The following is a 16840-nucleotide window of genomic DNA, read 5'->3' on the forward strand; positions in this document are numbered from 1 at the left end:
CTGTACCGCCGGCATTTTTATTGACTGAAGACAGCATGCGCGTTTTAGGATTGCATCGATATTCATGAAGCCTGTTGCCCCCGGCACCGTTATTTTTCACCGTCATCGCGGCTATGGCGTCGTTACCTCGGTCAACCTGTTGACCGGATGGGTAGCGGTGCGCTTCGGCGACGAAGTGCGCACGCTCGACCTGAACCTGTCGCACGACGAACTGCAACACGCCGACGGCGAGCCGATCCGCTTCCGGCGCGACGCACCCGACCGCATGCCCCATGCGCGCCTGATGGCGATGGTGCGCGAGCTGCATCGCGCCGGCTACCAGCAGCTGTACCTGTACAGCTGGCCGAAACCGTCCGGCCTGCACTGGCGCTGGCATTTGTTCGCCGGCCAGCGCAACTGGATCGAGCGGCCGTGGCGCGAGGGTTGGTATGGCTCGGGCGCGGATTACAACTTCAACCCGGTCCTGGGCTGGGGCGATATGCCGGGCGCGACGGCGCAGGAGCTGGCGCGCGCGCTGGCGCAGTTCGACCCGCACGGTCTTGCGCAGGCGCTGCGGCGCGACGAGGATCACAGCGCCTGGTTCGACGCGGTGTGCGAGGCGCTGCTGCCGAATTACGCCTACACGCTGGGCTGGGACATGCGCGACGGCCCGCTGCCGCCGCACCTGCCCGTCATTCCGGTGCGGCGCGGCGTACCGGCCTATTCCGGGCCGCCCTTGCCGTGGCCGCCGGGATGGACGAGGCTGTGGACGGGCGGGCGCGCGCTGGTAGCGACCGGCGTCAGAACAAATCCCGCTGGCGCCCCTTCAGACGTTGTTCGATGAGCTGCGCGATCGACACATTGCGCGCGCCGGGCGCCAGCGTCACCGTGTCGCCGGCCGCGATTTCCCCTTCCTCGATCACGCGCAGGTAAAAGCCGGTAAAGCCGGACTGGACCATCATCTTCACCGCGTGGGAAAAGCCCATCTTCGCGGCGAACTTGTAGCATGGCCGGCGCGGCTCGGTCACCTGCAGCACGGCGCTGCCGACGTGCAGCCGGTCGCCGACCCAGACTTCGCGCTCCAGGATGCCCTCCAGCGTCAGGTTCTCGCCCATCGAGCCGGGCGGTAGCGGCGCCTCGCGCTTGAACACGGCCAGTCGCTGCGCCGCCCAGAACGCGTAGTGCTCCGAAGGATACGCGTACACCGCCTTGTCGAGCCCGCCGTGCACGGTCAGGTCGGCCTGCTCGTCGCCGGCCAGGCCGAGCGGTTTGACGCGCACCGCGCCCGTCACAGGCTGCTTGTGAATTCCCGTCATGATTCGATGCTCGCGCTCCGACTGGCGGATGAACATTTCGCCGACGGCGGCCAGATTCACGCTCACGACTCGCATGTCACTCCTTCAAATTTCCTGCGGCGCGCCATGTTGGCCGCCAGCTGCGACACCAGGATCGCCAATGCCATCGGCACGGCGCCGTAAAGCGGCAAGTCGGCCGTGCCGCGCGACGACACGATGATGCCGCCGATGAAGGCGCCGAGCGCCTGCCCGAGATAGATCGCGGAGGAATTCAGCGCCACCGAGGCCGACGCCAGCGGCGGCGCCAGCGCCACCAGCCGCGCCTGCTGCGCCCCGTTGACCGCGAAGCAGCCCAGCCCCCACACCAGCGTCAGCGCCACCGTGAGCGGCAGCGAGCCGTAGGTGAACGGCCACAACGCGATAGCGCTCAGCATGCAGGCCATGGCGGCGATGCCGACGCGCACCGGGCCGACGCGATCCATCACGCGCGCGCCGAGCACGTTGCCGGTCACGCCGGTGATGCCGAAGCACAGGAACATCATGCTGATGACGGTGGGCGTGGCGCCAATCGAATTCTTCAGTGCCAGCGCGAGGTAGGAAAACACGGTGAACATGCCCAGCGCCTGGAGCGCAGTGACCGAAATGGCCAGCAGCAGGGGCGTGTTGGCAAACAGCGCCAGCCAGGCGGCGCGGTCCATCGGCGCGACGAACAGCCCGCGCGGCAGTTGCAGCCACACGCCGGCGGCGAACAGCGCCGCCAGCAAGCCGACCAAGCCCATGGTCGGGCGCCAGCCGATGTGCGCGCCGAGATAGGCGCCGAGCGGCGAGCCCACCACCGCCGCGATCGACCAGCCGAGAAAGACCAGCGCGATCGCCCGGCCGCGCTGCTCGGGCGGCACCATGAGACCTGCGGTCGCGGCAGCCTGCGCGGTAAACAGCGCCGCGCCGATGGCCGTCACCATGCGCGCCGCCAGCAAGGTGTTGTAGCCGGGTGCGCCGGCGGCGACCAGGTGCGTCGCAGCGTACAGCAGCAGCGCTCCCGTGAGCAGCTTGCTGCGTTCGATGGCGCTGGTCCAGCTGGCGAGAAACGGCCCGCCGACGCAGATCGTCAGCGCGAATGCCGAGATCAGCATGCCGATCGCCGCAGGCGACGTGTGCAGGTCGGCGCTCAGTTCGTTGAGCATGCCGGGCACGATCATCACGCCGGTGCCGATGGCGAAATTGCCGAGGGTCAGTGACCAGAGTCGGGATTGCATGCGCGCTCCTTGTGGGGAGCGCCCAGTGTAGCGAAAAGTGAACGGGCGTGCCGAAAGCGCCTTACCGCCCCAACGCATCCGGATTCAGCACGTTCTTCGGCTCGCCCCTGGCGAAATCGACGATGTTCTGGAACGCTGCGCGGAAATACAGCTCGTAGCTATCCTTTTCGACATAGCCCAGATGGGGCGTGGCAAGCACATTGGCATAGCGCAGCAGCGGCGAGTCGGCCGGCAACGGCTCGGTTTCGAACACGTCGAGCGCGGCAAAGCCCGGCTGGCCGAGGCGCAATGCCATGTCGAGCGCGCCGGGCGCCACCAGCTCGGCGCGGCTGGTATTGACGAACAGCGCGCCCGGCTTCATGCGCGTGAGGTCGGCCGCCGTGACGATGCCGCGCGTGGCATCGTTCAGACGCAGGTGCAACGACAGCACGTCGGCTTGCGCAAAGAATTCCTCCTTCGACGCTGCGGCATGGTATCCGTCCTGTTCGGCAGCTTGTCGACTGGCATCCCGCCCCCAGACCACGACCTGCATGCCAAACGCCCGGCCATAGCCCGCCACCAGCTTGCCGATGCGCCCGTAGCCCCAGATCGCCAGCGTCTTTCCCTTCAAGACGCTGCCCAGCGTATTGAGCTCGGGCATGATCGAGGCGGTCTGCCACAATCCTTCGCGCAGGTGGGTCGCGTACGGCACGATCTTGCGCGTGGCAGCCATGATCAGCGACCAGGTCAGCTCGGCCGGCGCGGTGGGGTCGCCGACGCCTTCGACGACGGCGATGCCGCACGCGGTGGCCGCAGCCACGTCGACGTGCCCGGCCACCTTCCCGGTCTGCGAAATCAGCTTCAGATTCGGCAACTTGTTCAGGAGCGCGGCGGGGAGGGCGGTACGCTCGCGGATCAACACCAGCGCCTCGAATTCAGCTAGACGTACCGCAAGCTGACCGAGGCCGCGTGCACTATTGTTAAATATCTTTACATCGTGGCCGTCGAGCAGACGGAAACAATCGAGGTGGCGCACGCAGTCCTGATAGTCGTCGAGAATAGCGAGTTTCATGTCAATTTTGCAATCCAGTCATATTTCCGTAATAAACCAACAGATATGAGGCAGGCGATAATGACCTACTACAAAACTCAACAATTATTCCTACATTTGTGTTGTAAATCATTGAGTTAAGAGGGAACAGCGGTGTACAATCGGCTCCTACTTCTTGCATCCTTTCTTACAAGAATGCAAGCCCACCAGCCCGGACATTATTCCATTTTTCGGGTTGCGCAGTCGCCGTCAGAGCACCTTGCAGGCCGCTCCGGACGACTACTCCGACAAGACCGCCGTACCGCTAGACCTTAGCTAGCCAAGCCACAAGCTGACGACGATCCTGCCGTGCCGGGACAAGACAGAATTCTTTATTGGCATTGGAGGTAGTTCCTATGAATCAGCCCGTTATGGGTGGCGTTGCATCCCTGAACGCACCAACGTACGTCAAGCAGCAGAAGTTGATCAACTGGGTCGCGGAAATCGCCGCCCTCACCAAGCCGGACCGCATCTACTGGTGCGACGGCTCGCAAGAAGAATACGATCGCCTGTGCGCCGAGATGGTTGCTTCCGGCACCATGAAAAAGCTCAACGACGCCAAGCGTCCGAACAGCTACCTGGCCTGCTCCGACCCGTCCGACGTGGCGCGCGTCGAAGACCGCACCTTCATCTGCTCCGCAAAACAGGAAGACGCCGGCCCCACCAACAACTGGATGGCCCCGGCCGAAATGCGCGTGACCCTGAACGGCCTGTTCGACGGCTGCATGAAGGGCCGCACCATGTACGTGGTGCCGTTCTCGATGGGCCCGCTGGGTTCCCCGATCGCCCACATCGGCGTCGAGCTGTCCGACTCCCCGTATGTCGCGGTCAACATGCGCATCATGACCCGCATGGGCAAGGCCGTGTATGACGTGCTCGGCACCGACGGCGAATTCGTACCGTGCGTGCACTCGGTCGGCAAACCCTTGGCCGCCGGCGAAAAAGACGTCGCCTGGCCGTGCAATCAGACCAAGTACATCGTGCACTATCCGGAAACCCGCGAAATCTGGTCGTTCGGCTCCGGCTACGGCGGCAATGCGCTCTTGGGCAAGAAATGCTTCGCGCTGCGCATCGCCTCGACCATGGGCCGCGACCAGGGCTGGCTGGCAGAACACATGCTGATCCTCGGCGTGGAATCGCCCGAAGGCAAGAAGCACTACGTGGCTGCCGCCTTCCCGTCCGCCTGCGGCAAGACCAATTTCGCGATGCTGATCCCGCCGAAGACCTTCAACGGCTGGAAAGTCACCACCATTGGCGACGACATCGCCTGGATCAAGCCGGGCGCCGATGGCCGCCTGTACGCGATCAACCCGGAAGCCGGCTATTTCGGCGTGGCACCGGGCACCAATACCATCACCAACTCGAACTGCATGGCGTCGCTGAACGCCAACACCATCTTCACCAACGTCGCGCTGACCGACGACGGCGACGTGTGGTGGGAAGGCTTGACCAAGGAAGCTCCCGCTCACCTGATCGACTGGCAAGGCAAGGACTGGACGCCGGAAATCGGCAAGGAAACCGGCCGCAAGGCGGCGCATCCGAACGCGCGCTTCACCGTGGCCGCCACCCAGAACCCGGTGATCGACCCGGCCTGGGACGATCCGGCAGGCGTGCCGATCTCGGCCTTCATCTTCGGCGGCCGTCGCTCGACCACCGTTCCTCTGGTAACCGAGGCGCGCAACTGGGTCGAAGGCGTGTACATGGCCGCGACCATGGGCTCCGAGACCACGGCGGCCGCCGCCGGCCAGCAGGGCGTGGTGCGCCGCGATCCGTTCGCGATGCTGCCGTTCATGGGCTACAACATGAGCGACTACTTCCAGCACTGGCTCGACATGGGCAAGAAGATCGCGGCATCCCCGGCCGAACTGCCGAAGATCTACTGCGTGAACTGGTTCCGCACTGACGAAAACGGCAAGTTCGTGTGGCCTGGCTTCGGCGACAACATGCGCGTGCTGAAGTGGATGCTCGACCGCATCGCCGGCACCGCCGGCGGCGTCGAAAATGTATTCGGCATCACGCCGCGCTACGAAGACCTGAAGTGGGACGGCCTGGACTTCACGCAACAACAGTTCGACAGGATCACCTCGGTCGACAAGGCCGCATGGCAGGCGGAACTGAAACTGCACGCCGAACTGTTCGACAAGCTGAAGTATCACTTGCCGGCGGAACTGCAAGCAACCAAGGAACAGCTGGAGAAACGTTTGGCAGCATGAAGGTGAAGTGAGCAGTAACTCTTCTTCCGTGCAAATGGAGGATGGAGGAGACACATAAAAAACAAAGCGCGGCAGGGTAACCTGACCGCGCTTTTTTATTTTTATCCTGCTGCGGCGCACGCGCGACGTGATGTTCTGCAGGATCGCGAAGCGTGGAGTTGACGGATTGTCATCTAGAGGGAAACGCCTATTTACAATTTAAATCTTGCCGTACGGCAATATTATGCAACAATACGGTATGTTCCCTTTAATGGGATGCGTTCATTTTCCACCGTACATAAAGCAGCAACGTCATGGCCTCCCTTTCATCCGAGCCTGCAGGCGACCCGTCCGCGCTACAGCGGGCCGCCATATGGCAGGAACTAGTTGACATTGCGTCAAACGCTGCCGGCAAGCAGCTTGACAGCCTTGCAACTCGCCTGGCGAATGCGCTGCTGCTGCCGTCCGAGGAGGCCAGCGCCGAGGAAGCCCGCCTGCGCACGGATGCCGCCGGGCTGCTGAAAAAGAACCGCTATCTTTTTCACTATGTTACCTCCGAGCATCTGCGCGACGTACTGCAACGCGAAGTGCAGGCGCTCGACGAGCAGGCCCAGCACGATGCCGGGAGTGCGAAGCCGCTTGCACCCGACCTGGAAATCGACAAGAAACTTACCCTCCTCAAGATCAGCCGCGCCATCGAAAGCGAACATGCCAACCGCTTGATGGTGCTCAATTCCCGTCTGGCTTGCCTGCTCGACCGGGATGAGCTGACGACGGCGCGCAATCCGTTCCGGCCGCAAGTGTTCCTGGCGGCGCTGCATGACGCATGGTGCGACTTCCATCCCGACGTGAAGGCGCATCATCTGGCATTTCGCACCCTGAGCGAGGACTTGTGCATCGACATGGGACCGATCCTGCATACGCTCAATGCCACGCTGGTTCGGCGCGGCATCACGGCCGCGCCGGCGGAAGTGCCGCGGCCGGCGCTCCCGAGCGCTCCGGACGCTGCCGCCGACCCGGTCATGCAGCAGCTGCAGCGCATGTTCCCTGCCGCGTCGCGTGCGAAACGCCATGCCGAGCGCGCCCCCGACGACGACCTGCCATCGCTGTTCGGCAGCGAGACGCTGCATGACGCCTCCACCCGCCACGAACTGCTGGCCTATCTGGCCGAAATCCAGAAAAACGGCCCCGACCCGCACCAGGCCGGCGGCGCACCCGGTGCGCAGGGCGCGGCGCTGCTGGCACATATCCAACGCTGGGCGCCGCAGGGCTCGCTGTCGGCGGAAGACGCCCATACCATCACGCTGCTGACGACGGTGTTCGATGCCGTTTTCGGCGCACGCAACATTGCCGCGGAAATTAAGACCCTGATCGGTTCGCTGCAGATACCGCTGCTGAAAGCGACCTTGCATGACAAGGATTTCTTCTTCAAGCCCAGCCATCCGGCGCGGCGCGTCATCGAACTGATGGCGCATCTGGGCATCGGCTGGGACCGCTCGGGCGGGCCGCGCGATCCGCTGTACCAGGCGCTTCTGCGCAACGTCAAACGCATCCAGTCCGACCAGCGTATGCCGTCGTTTGCCGAAGCGCTGGCGGAACTCGAAGCGTTCGCCGCCGAAATCGACGCGGGGGCAGCCGAAACGCTATCGGCCACGATCACGCAAGCGCTGGAAAAGGAAAAGCGCTTGCAGGCGGCAAAAGCTGCCAGGAACGAAGTCGCGCTGCGCGTGGGCACCGGGGAAGTGGTCGCCTTCGTCGAGACCTTCCTGGAAGACAAATGGGTGTCGGTGCTGACCCTCGCCTACACCGTCAAGGACGACAAGCCGCAGGCGCTCGACAGCGCCCTGCGCACCATGGACGACCTGTGCTGGAGCGTCAAGCCGAAGATCACGGTGGAGGAGCGCAAGAACCTGCTGGCCAAGCTGCCGAACATCATTGCGATGCTCAACAAGTGGCTGGACCTGATCAAGTGGAACGATGCGGCGCGCGTCAAGTTCTTCGACGACCTGGCCAAGTGCCACGCTTCGATCGTGCGCGCCCCGCTGGAGCTGTCGCCGGAACGCCAGATGATGATCGCAGTCGCGGTTGCCAAGAAGGCGGCCGAGCGGCGCCTGCAGAGGCAAGCCCGGCAGCAGCCGGAGCCGGCGCCCGACGCGTTCGACTTGCAGGTACAAAAACTATCGCGCGGCACCTGGGTGGAATTCGCCCGTGCCGATGCGCCACCCGAAGCCTTCAAGCTGGCCTGGATCAGCCCGATGCGCAGCCTGTTCATTTTCTCCACCAGCACGCGCCAGGAAGCGCTGTCGGTCACGGACGAGGAACTGGCAAGGGCTTTGCGCGATGGAAGCGCGCATATCGCGCTGGAGGCGGGACTAGTCGCGCGCGCGCTGGAGCAGGCGCTGGCGGGCAACGAGATTCCCGGGCTGGCAGCTGCGTAGCTGGGGCAATAACGGGGAATAGCATACGCCGGCGCCGGGCTGGCTTTGACCGCTTCCGTTTATTCCCGAGAACAAGAACCTATTCCCATTTATTACCCCGCATTTCTTGATTTGAGACAGACGTCGCTAGTTGAAAGCCGGGTTCATGGGCCTTGCGGCGCCGTGGCCTAAAAGTTGCTCATATGCATTTACTTTTTGTGTAAATTCAATGAGGGCAACCAAATGCAACTGACTCTTCCCCGCACCATCCTGACCGCGCTCGGCACACTCTTACTCAGTGCAACACTGTGCGCACATGCAACGGAAACCCCGGCAGCACTCGACGGCGCCACCGTTGTCAGCTCCGATCAAGTCAAGAAAATGCTGGATGCAGGTACGCCTGTCATCGACGCGCGTGTTGCGAATGAATACGTCGAAGGCCATATCAAGGGCGCCAAGAACGTCCCCTATAAGGAAAAGAGTGCGAAGGCCACCAATTTCGATGCCAGCCAGGACAATTTTGACTTGACCAAACTGCCAGCCGACAAGAATGCCTCGCTGGTCTTCTACTGCAATGCGGGCGAATGCTGGAAGAGCTACAAGGCGTCCATCGCCGCGCTCAAGGCCGGGTACAAGAAGGTGTTCTGGTTCCGCGGCGGCTTCCCCGAGTGGAAAGCCAAGGGCTATCCGGTCGAATAACCCATTCCCGCCTTCGCAGCTCGCGCCATAAGCGCGAGCTGCGCGCGTACACCCTGGCCGCACGGCAGACAGTTTGCGGCGAGCGCTCGAACGGCCTGATCCGGCAAGATTCGGGCTCCACGAAAAGGAAACATTGTGTTCTCCAGACTTTCCATCCGCACGCAAATCATTCTCTTCGTGCTGGTCGCCGCCGTTGCCATTGTCGCGGTTGGCGCTGGCGGCATTTATGCTGCTCGCAAAGGGGCGCAGGCCCTGGAATCCGAACATCGACATTCGCTGCAACCGCTGTCCGCGCTGAAGAACAACATCAGCACGCTGATGCAGGAAACGCGCTTTCGCATGGCCGGCGTGCTCCTGGAGCAGATGTCGGTAGAAGGCTCGAAGAATCATGCTGCGGCCGCGGCGCAGGAAGTGCCGCGCCTATGGCACGAATACGCGAGCATGGCGGTGCAGGACGCCGGCCAGAATGCGGACGAAGCAGAGCTGCTGAAGGAGGGCGAGGCCGGCATCAAGCTGGTCGACGCGTTCTATCAGAAGCTGCTTGCCGCCTACAAGAATAATGACAAGGCCGCGTTAAGCGCAATGCTCGAAGACGAATGGCCGCCGCTCCACACCGCATTCATGAAGGTGCTGGACAAGCTGGCGCCGCTGCAGGAAAAGCAAAGCCAGCAAGCCTACCAGGCGCACAGCAGCCTGGTGACGACTCTGATCCGCTCGGCCACCGCCGTCGCTGTGCTGGCGACACTGACCCTGATCGGCCTGGGATGGCTGTTTACGCGGGCGGTGTCGCGCGCGCTGACCGAGGCAGCTGCAGCGGCAGACCGAATCGCGGAAGGCGATTTCACCGTACGCATCGACGCCTCGCGCAGCGATGAGATCGGCAAACTGCTCAAGGCGATGCATCGCATGACTGCCAAACTGTCGGCGCTGGTCGCCGAAGTGCGCGTGTCGACCGAGACCATCGAAGTCGCGTCGCAACAGATCGCAAACGGCAACGCCGACCTGTCGGCGCGCACTGAATCGGAAGCCAGCTCGCTGGAAGAAACCGCCAGCTCGATGCAGGAATTGGCCTCGACCGTCCGCCAGAATGCCGACAACGCACAGCAAGCCAACCGGCTGGCGGCAGTGGCATCCGAAATTGCAGTCAAGGGCGGCGACGCGGTGGATCAGGTGGTCGGCACCATGGGCGCGATCAGGGACAGCTCGCACAAGATTGCCGATATCGTCGGCGTGATCGACGGCATCGCGTTCCAGACCAATATCCTGGCACTGAATGCGGCGGTCGAAGCGGCGCGCTCGGGCGAGCACGGGCGCGGCTTCGCCGTAGTAGCCAGCGAGGTGCGCAACCTGGCGCAGCGCAGTGCGGCAGCGGCAAAGGAAATCAAGGAGCTGATCACGGCGTCGGTGGACAAGGTCGATTCCGGCGCAAAGCTGGCCGACACGACCGGCAAGACCATGGGCGAAATCGTCAGCTCGGTCAAGCAAGTCGCCGACATCATGGCCGAGATCACGGCGGCGAGCCAGGAACAGAGCGCGGGCATCGCACAAGTGTCGCAAGCCATCGCGCAGATCGAGAACGTCACGCAGCAGAATGCGTCGCTGGTGGAACAGGCGGCCGACGCGGCAAGGAGCCTGCACGAGCAGGCCGGCGCGCTGGCGCGTTCGGTGAGCGTGTTCAGGCTGGAGGGAAGGCAGACATCCGCAGGGCAAAAGGCGGACGCTGCGCAGCCGGAAAGCCTGGTGCAGCTGCTCCCTCACGCCAACGTCACCGTTCGCAGCAAGGTGTCCGCCGCATCACTTGCCCAAACCGCCGAAGCTGCCTGAAATGAAGCCGGCGGCGGGCGCGTCCCGCAGGAAGGACGCGCTCCTGAAAACCCGCCGCGCTTACGCCTGTTCCAGCTGCTTTTCCCGCTGATCCGCGGTATTGAAATCGATCCGGCCGGCGCATTCCGGCTTCAGTCCGTGACATGACCGATAAACGTTGCGGATGCGCGCCAGGTCGATTTCCCGGTCGCCTGTCATCGTCGCATAGTCGACCAGCCGGATCTCCTTGTTCCGAAAGTCGAAAGTCGCCATGCCGAGCGGTACGCCCGCGCTCAGCGCAATATGGTAGAAGCCGCTGCGCCAGCTGTCGCGGTATTTGCGCGTGCCTTCCGGCGCCAGCGCCAGCCAGTAGTGATCGGCCGTCCGGATACGCTGCGCCAGCCGTTCGATCGCACCGGTCGAGGTGCCGCGCTCCACCGGCTCGCAGCCGCAGGCACGCAGGATCGGTCCCAGCGTCATGCCGGAAATGCCGCGAAACAGCGCCTCCTTGCCGAGCCAGCGAAACGGCACGCCGACGGCCCATTTGGCCAGCAAGCCAACCACGACATCCCAGTTGGAAGTGTGCGGATAGACGATCAGCACGCCGCGCGGCCCCGGCAGCGGGGCGAAGTTCACGCGCCAGCCGAACAGGGCCAGCGCGCGCACCGCGAAGCGTTGCAATGGCGTCGAAACGTTACGGGGAGTGAGGATGTGGTCAGGCATGATTCGGCAGGCAAGAGGCGGTTATTATGCCTCTAATCGGCCGAAATGTTGATATTGGGAAATTTACAACCGGATCCGGTGTCACCGACACCGTGTCAGGGAAAGGAGAAGGCCGGCAGCGTTTTCCGGCCGCGATGCGCAATACTGGCGGTGCGCCAGTGACGCCGCGGCCCGTCTAAGGCAGGAAATTATTCAGCGCTTCCTGCGACTCCGACAGCGCTTCGGGTATCTGGTCGATCGCGTCCAGTTCCAGGATCGCAATGACGAAAGTGCCGAGAATGGACCCGGCGGTCAATACGGCCAACAGCAAAATAATCGTTGAAGTCATTGTGCTCTCCTCCTCCCGGTCGGCCGGTGTTTTCTCCATTAAAGTCGTTGGCCGCCGAAATGGATTGCGCTTTCTCAACCGCCCTGCATAAACCGGGAGGCTGCGGTTTGCTCCTTTAGAACGCTCAATATCCGTGCGTCTGCTATGGCTATCGTGAGAAGCGAAGGGGGCATGGGCTGACTGCCGTCCAAGTTGGTGCGTCCCCTCCACCAAGCCTGTAGGGGGCCTTTATGGAACGCGCTGATATCGCCGTCGTCACCTTTTTCGTCGTCTTGACCCTGACCACTGTCGTCGCGGTGTTCGCCATCCCGTACTAAGCGCGGCAGAGCGCAGTACGCGCTCACCTCCGGCGAATACCGGTTGCGGGCAACGCAGCCTTTGCGCACTGTCGCCCTGCAGGTCGGGCATCCCAACTTGCACGAACGTTCGTACCCGGCAGATCACGGATGCCCGGGCTGGCCGCCGCATTAAAGCTGGCGGGCGCGCTCGTGGTATGTTGGACCACTCATGTCCCATGAAGGAGAGCTGCGATGACGATGCTGATTCTCGGACTTGTCCTGTTTCTCGGTATTCACCTGCTGCCGGTGCTGGCGCCCGTGCGCAACAAGCTGTTTGACGCGCTCGGCGAGCGCAAGTACAAGGGGTTGTTTTCGCTCGTTTCCGCCATTGGCCTGGCGCTGATCGTGGTCGGCTATGCGCGCGCGCCGAGCGAGCCGCAGCTGTTCGCGCCGTCCGCGGCCGCGCTCAGGATTGCGCCGGGCGCGATGATCATCAGCTTCATCCTGCTGGCAGCGGCCAACATGAAAACCCACATCCGCCGCGTGCTGCGACATCCGATGCTGCTCGGCGTGGGCATCTGGGCCGCGGTCCACCTGGCTGCCAACGGCGAGACAAAAGCCACCGTCTTGTTCGGCGCCTTCCTCGCGTACGCGCTCGTCGATCTGGCATCGGCCATCGGCAGGCATGCGGTGAAATCGTTTGTGCCGGCGGCGCGCCAGGACGTCATCGCAGTGGTGGCGGGAACGGCGCTGGCGCTGCTGGTGATGGCCTTTCACCGCGCGCTGTTCGGCGTGGCGGCGGTGAGCTGGAGCATGTAGGGCGGGGCTCGACCAGCCCTATGCGTGGAGGCTGTCGACCAGGAAGTCGATGAAGGCGCGTACCTTGGCTGGCTGGTTGCGCCGGCTCGGGTAGTACACGAACAGGTCGGCCGGCGCCGGCCTGTAGTCCTTAAGCACTACCTGAAGCCGGCCGCTTTCCAGGTAGCGCGCCACATCCCACTCCGAGCGCATCAGGATGCCGTGGCCGTCGAGCGCCCAGTTCTGCACCACGTCACCGTCGTTGCTCGACAAGGTGCCATCGACCTTCACCGTTTCCGTCTTGCGCCCCTTGGTCAGGCGCCAGATGCCGTGCGCATCATCGTTCTGCCGGTGAATGATGCAGCGGTGGCGCGCCAGGTCGTGCGGTGTCTTCGGCTCGCCGAATTGTTTCAAGTAGGCGGGCGAGGCGCACAGAAAGCGCCGGTTCGCCATCACCTTGCGCGCCGACAGGCGCGAGTCGGGCAGTTCGCCGAATCGGATACCCAGATCGAACGCTTCCTCCACCAGGTTCAGCGGCCGGTCCGTCAACTGCAGCTGCACCTCGACGTCGGGATAGCGCCGCGCGAAAGCGGAAATCAATGGCGCCACCGTAGTGCGGCCGAAGCCGAGCGTGGCGTTTATGCGCAGCAATCCCTTGGGCGCATCGCGCGTGCTGGCCACCTGTTCTTCCATCGCGCGAATCTCATCGAGGATGCGGCCCGCATGCGCGAGATACAACTCGCCTTCGCTGGTCAGGCTGACCATGCGCGTCGTGCGGTTGACCAGGCGCACGCCCAAGCGCTGTTCAAGTTGCGCCAGGCGCTTGGTGACGGCCGGCGGCGTGATGTTGAGCTCGCGCGCGGTGGCCGACAGGCTGGCCTTCTTGGCAAGCAGCACGAAGAACGCAAGCTCGGAAGAGGTGTCGTATTTCACTTCAGGTGAATAATGGTTTGCGTGGTGGTGAATTATAGAACCTCTGATCTTGCGTATGCTGGCGCCTTGCAGATCACCCGAACATCCGGCGCATCACGATGCGCCCTGCCAGGAGCACCACCATGAAGATTGTTGAAATCCGCGAAAAAACCCTTCCGATCAGCTCGTCGATCCGCAATGCCTACATCGACTTTTCCAAGATGACCTTGAGCCTGGTGGCGGTCATCACCGACGTGGTCCGCGACGGCAAGCCGGTGGTCGGCTACGGCTTCAATTCCAACGGCCGCTACGGTCAGGGCAGTCTGATGCGCGAGCGCTTCATTCCGCGCATCCTGCAGGCCGATCCGGCCACGCTGCTCAACGACGCCGGCACCAATCTCGATGCGCACAAGATCTGGAACTGCATGTACACCAACGAAAAACCGGGCGGCCACGGCGAGCGCTCGGTGGCGATCGGCACCATCGACATGGCGGTGTGGGACGCGGTGGCGAAGATCGAGAACAAGCCCTTGTTCCGCCTCCTGGCCGACCGCTACAACAATGGCCAGTTCAACAAGAAGGTGTTCGTGTACGCGGCCGGCGGCTACTACCATCCGGGCCAGGACCTGAACGCGCTGAAGGACGAGATGCGCAGCTACATCGACCGCGGCTACACGGTGGTGAAAAAGAAGATCGGCGGCGCCTCGCTCGACGAGGACCTGCGCCGCATCGACGCCATCCTGTCGGTGCTGGGCGACGGGCAGAAGCTGGCGGTCGACGCCAACGGCCGCTTCGACATGGACACCGCCATCGCGTATGCCAAGGCGCTGTCGCAGTACGACCTGTTCTGGTACGAGGAGGCGGGCGACCCGCTCGACTTCGAGCTGCAGGCGATGCTGCGCAACTACTACGACAAGCCGATGGCGACCGGCGAGAACCTGTTCTCGATGCAGGATGCGCGCAACCTGATCCGCTACGGCGGCATGCGGCCCGACCGCGACTGGCTGCAGTTCGACTGCGCGCTCTCCTACGGCCTGGTCGAGTACCTGCGCACGCTCGACATGCTGCACCAGCACGGCTGGTCGGCCTCGCGCTGCATTCCGCACGGCGGGCACCAGATGTCGCTCAACATCGCGGCCGGCCTCGGCCTGGGCGGCAACGAATCGTACCCGGATCTGTTCCAGCCGTTCGGCGGCTTCCCGGATGGCGTCAAGGTGGTTAACGGCTACGTGACGATGCCGGACCTGCCCGGCATCGGCTTCGAAGGCAAGGCGAACCTGTACGCCGAAATGCGGGCGCTGAGCAGCTGACGGCGGTGGGCGCCATGCGGGGCCCGCATTCGGCCAAGAATGCCTAACAAAACCGTTCGACACACCGCCAACAGATGAGCGAGCAGGCAAGCGAAAGGAACGCCTGATGGATGTCTGCCCGTCGCTCATGTCGAATACGCAGTCTGCGAAAGCGGTGTAGCCCACCTAAGGTACGCTCGACGGCCGAACGCCATCGACCCAGCCTTTCCCGCGACTCGACGCCATAGCGTGCGATCCTTGCTGTAATCCCTCGACGCCGCAGCCGAGTTTGCCACGATCGGTCGGATTTCGCCCCGTATGCTCGCCACCAGCGGGGGCCGGTACACTGGCGGCATCAACGCTAACTCGATCCCACATGATCTGGTCGTGCTCGCGGAACCGTCGCAGAATCGCCTCGTGGATACGCTGCCAGAAGCCGGCTAGTATCCATTCGTGAATGGCGACGCCAGCATGTCATGCCACTGCCGCAGCCGAGTTCGCGCGGCAGGCACTCCCACGGTATTCCAGTCTTGAGGACAAACAGGATTCCAGTTAGGGCCGCGCGATCATCGATACGTGGCCGTCCGCCTTTGGGCGATCGGCGGTGGACCGGAAGATGAGCTGCGATAAGTGACCAAATCTCCTCTGCAAAAAGAGCTTGGGCCATGGCATCAGTCTGTTTGCAAACACGGACGCCGTTAATGCCCTGAGTGAGCCTGCGTACGTCCGCTATCGACCATTGCAGACATTCAGACTATCTTCACCTAACCATATGTTCGGTTTTGGCAGTAGAACCTTGGCACGGTGGGATGCTAGACCACTGGCAAACGAAAATTACTGCAGTGAGGGAATAGATTGTAATTTGTCTGGGTTACGTACCACATATATACGGGAGATTTCACCATCGTCAACGCAGAATGATTGTACTGACTCAACCTTTCCGTCAATGTATCGAATCAACCCGGGTTCGCCATTTACGCGTGCCATCTTATAGACGACCCGTTCAGGGAACGCATGTTCGACTGCCCAATACAGTCCTGCTACACGTCCGGTCCCGACGAGGAGCTTGTCCAGGGACGGTACTTTCCCTCCACCGTCCGCCCTGTACTCGACATCTGCCGACAACAGTGACTTCATTGCATCGCGATCAGCACTAGCTGCCGCTTTCATAAAATTGTCGAGGACGGCACGGTGCATATTTTTTGAGACTGTAAAACGTGGACGCTCCTGACGTATCCGCTCCTGTGCTCGATGGACGAGCTGCCTGCAGGCTGCTTCGCTTTTGCCAAGCATGGCTGAAAGCTCATCATAATCACAGTCGAATACTTTTCGCATCAAGAAGGCGGCACGCTCTTCCGGCGTCAGTCGTTCCAACACCCAGAGCATGGCGACAGAAACCTCGCTTGCCAATTCGGCAGCAGCCTCAGGGGTGTCTTCGACCATCTCGACCACAGGTTCTGGAATCCACCAGCCGCTGTAGGCTTCGCGCTCATTTTTTAGGCTTCGCAAGCGATCTATCGACAGCCGCGTCGTGATGGTCACCAGCCAGGCTTCAGCCGACCTCACTTCATCATGCCTACTTGCGCTGAAGCGCAGCCAAGCATCCTGGACGATGTCTTCCGCGTCGGCGCGCATGCCGAGCATTCGATAGGCAATCAGAAATAGACGGGGGCGTAACGTTTCGAACACGAGCAGGTCGGCGGACTTCATGGCTACCTTGGACTAGGAATCATACGTTCTAGACGATCCAGCACCGACCGTTGTGACGAATCCATCGGTGTTTGTCACAGCAAGACAACGCT

General features: G+C 62.6%; 14 protein-coding genes and 1 pseudogene. 7 read left to right on the plus strand and 8 right to left on the minus strand.

From position 1 onward, the window contains the following. Positions 1–64: 64 nt before the first annotated feature. Complete coding sequence (locus FAY22_RS18190; protein WP_146331817.1) at positions 65–823, plus strand: L-asparaginase; 759 nt, start codon at positions 65–67, stop codon at positions 821–823. Here the strand turns inward: FAY22_RS18190 and FAY22_RS18195 are convergent. The 3 genes from FAY22_RS18195 to FAY22_RS18205 form a co-directional block, all read right to left on the minus strand. Beyond that, entirely contained in the window at positions 780–1370 is a 591-nt protein-coding gene (locus FAY22_RS18195) for an MOSC domain-containing protein (RefSeq protein WP_146331818.1), read from the minus strand. The two genes, FAY22_RS18190 and FAY22_RS18195, sit on opposite strands and share 44 nt — an antisense overlap. Continuing rightward, on the minus strand, positions 1358–2530 hold the full coding sequence (locus FAY22_RS18200; protein WP_146331820.1) for an MFS transporter: 1173 nt from the start codon (positions 2528–2530) through the stop codon (positions 1358–1360). Before FAY22_RS18200 ends, FAY22_RS18195 begins: the two co-directional genes overlap by 13 nt. Positions 2531–2591: 61 nt before the next feature. Continuing rightward, positions 2592–3581, minus strand: coding sequence for a D-2-hydroxyacid dehydrogenase family protein (locus FAY22_RS18205; protein WP_146331822.1), 990 nt, complete (start codon positions 3579–3581; stop codon positions 2592–2594). Positions 3582–3955: 374 nt separating this feature from the next. Here FAY22_RS18205 and FAY22_RS18210 point away from each other — a divergent pair, with 374 nt between their 5' ends. The 4 genes from FAY22_RS18210 (at position 3956) to FAY22_RS22615 (ending at position 10731) form a co-directional block, all read left to right on the plus strand. Further along, positions 3956–5812, plus strand: a complete 1857-nt coding sequence (locus FAY22_RS18210; protein ID WP_146331824.1) for a phosphoenolpyruvate carboxykinase (GTP) — start codon at positions 3956–3958, stop codon at positions 5810–5812. A 293-nt stretch (positions 5813–6105) separates the two neighbouring features. Then, positions 6106–8229, plus strand: a complete 2124-nt coding sequence (locus FAY22_RS18215) for a DUF1631 family protein (protein ID WP_146331827.1) — start codon at positions 6106–6108, stop codon at positions 8227–8229. A 222-nt stretch (positions 8230–8451) separates the two neighbouring features. Next, on the plus strand, positions 8452–8907 hold the full coding sequence (locus FAY22_RS18220; protein ID WP_146331829.1) for a rhodanese-like domain-containing protein: 456 nt from the start codon (positions 8452–8454) through the stop codon (positions 8905–8907). Positions 8908–9042: 135 nt separating this feature from the next. After that, positions 9043–10731: a methyl-accepting chemotaxis protein gene (locus FAY22_RS22615; protein ID WP_146331831.1), complete on the plus strand. Its 1689-nt coding sequence runs from the start codon at positions 9043–9045 to the stop codon at positions 10729–10731. 60 nt (positions 10732–10791) lie between these two features. On the opposite strand, the gene FAY22_RS18230 is transcribed toward FAY22_RS22615, so the two are convergent. Further along, positions 10792–11433 carry a 1-acyl-sn-glycerol-3-phosphate acyltransferase gene (locus FAY22_RS18230; RefSeq protein ID WP_146331833.1) on the minus strand — a complete coding sequence of 214 codons (642 nt, stop codon included), beginning with the start codon at positions 11431–11433 and terminating at the stop codon, positions 10792–10794. Between the two features lie 175 nt (positions 11434–11608). Continuing rightward, complete coding sequence (locus FAY22_RS22055) at positions 11609–11761, minus strand: hypothetical protein (RefSeq protein ID WP_168204879.1); 153 nt, start codon at positions 11759–11761, stop codon at positions 11609–11611. A 530-nt stretch (positions 11762–12291) separates the two neighbouring features. Here FAY22_RS22055 and FAY22_RS18235 point away from each other — a divergent pair. After that, positions 12292–12858 carry an NnrU family protein gene (locus FAY22_RS18235; protein ID WP_146331835.1) on the plus strand — a complete coding sequence of 189 codons (567 nt, stop codon included), beginning with the start codon at positions 12292–12294 and terminating at the stop codon, positions 12856–12858. 18 nt (positions 12859–12876) lie between these two features. Here FAY22_RS18235 and FAY22_RS18240 read toward each other — a convergent pair whose 3' ends face one another. Continuing rightward, positions 12877–13770: a LysR substrate-binding domain-containing protein gene (locus FAY22_RS18240; RefSeq protein ID WP_146331837.1), complete on the minus strand. Its 894-nt coding sequence runs from the start codon at positions 13768–13770 to the stop codon at positions 12877–12879. Positions 13771–13892: 122 nt separating this feature from the next. On the opposite strand from FAY22_RS18240, the gene FAY22_RS18245 reads away from it, so the two are divergent. Further along, positions 13893–15059 (plus strand): mandelate racemase/muconate lactonizing enzyme family protein, encoded by a 1167-nt coding sequence (locus FAY22_RS18245; RefSeq protein ID WP_146331839.1) that lies wholly within the window; start codon positions 13893–13895, stop codon positions 15057–15059. Between the two features lie 43 nt (positions 15060–15102). Here FAY22_RS18245 and FAY22_RS18250 read toward each other — a convergent pair. Next, positions 15103–15705, minus strand: a pseudogene (locus FAY22_RS18250) (transposase). A gap of 167 nt (positions 15706–15872) precedes the next feature. Further along, entirely contained in the window at positions 15873–16748 is an 876-nt protein-coding gene (locus FAY22_RS18255; protein ID WP_146331841.1) for an RNA polymerase sigma-70 factor, read from the minus strand. Between the last annotated feature and the right edge of the window lie 92 nt (positions 16749–16840).

The sequence above is a fragment of the Noviherbaspirillum sp. UKPF54 genome (assembly GCF_007874125.1).
In the GTDB taxonomy this organism is placed as follows: domain Bacteria; phylum Pseudomonadota; class Gammaproteobacteria; order Burkholderiales; family Burkholderiaceae_D; genus Noviherbaspirillum.

Coding starts and splice junctions, on each gene's coding strand:
- FAY22_RS18190 (WP_146331817.1), top strand. CDS start 65: ATGAAGCCTGTTGCCCCCGGCACCGTTATTTTTCACCGTCATCGCGGC.
- FAY22_RS18195 (WP_146331818.1), bottom strand. CDS start 1,370: ATGCGAGTCGTGAGCGTGAATCTGGCCGCCGTCGGCGAAATGTTCATC.
- FAY22_RS18200 (WP_146331820.1), bottom strand. CDS start 2,530: ATGCAATCCCGACTCTGGTCACTGACCCTCGGCAATTTCGCCATCGGC.
- FAY22_RS18205 (WP_146331822.1), bottom strand. CDS start 3,581: ATGAAACTCGCTATTCTCGACGACTATCAGGACTGCGTGCGCCACCTC.
- FAY22_RS18210 (WP_146331824.1), top strand. CDS start 3,956: ATGAATCAGCCCGTTATGGGTGGCGTTGCATCCCTGAACGCACCAACG.
- FAY22_RS18215 (WP_146331827.1), top strand. CDS start 6,106: ATGGCCTCCCTTTCATCCGAGCCTGCAGGCGACCCGTCCGCGCTACAG.
- FAY22_RS18220 (WP_146331829.1), top strand. CDS start 8,452: ATGCAACTGACTCTTCCCCGCACCATCCTGACCGCGCTCGGCACACTC.
- FAY22_RS18230 (WP_146331833.1), bottom strand. CDS start 11,433: ATGCCTGACCACATCCTCACTCCCCGTAACGTTTCGACGCCATTGCAA.
- FAY22_RS22055 (WP_168204879.1), bottom strand. CDS start 11,761: ATGACTTCAACGATTATTTTGCTGTTGGCCGTATTGACCGCCGGGTCC.
- FAY22_RS18235 (WP_146331835.1), top strand. CDS start 12,292: ATGACGATGCTGATTCTCGGACTTGTCCTGTTTCTCGGTATTCACCTG.
- FAY22_RS18245 (WP_146331839.1), top strand. CDS start 13,893: ATGAAGATTGTTGAAATCCGCGAAAAAACCCTTCCGATCAGCTCGTCG.
- FAY22_RS18255 (WP_146331841.1), bottom strand. CDS start 16,748: ATGAAGTCCGCCGACCTGCTCGTGTTCGAAACGTTACGCCCCCGTCTA.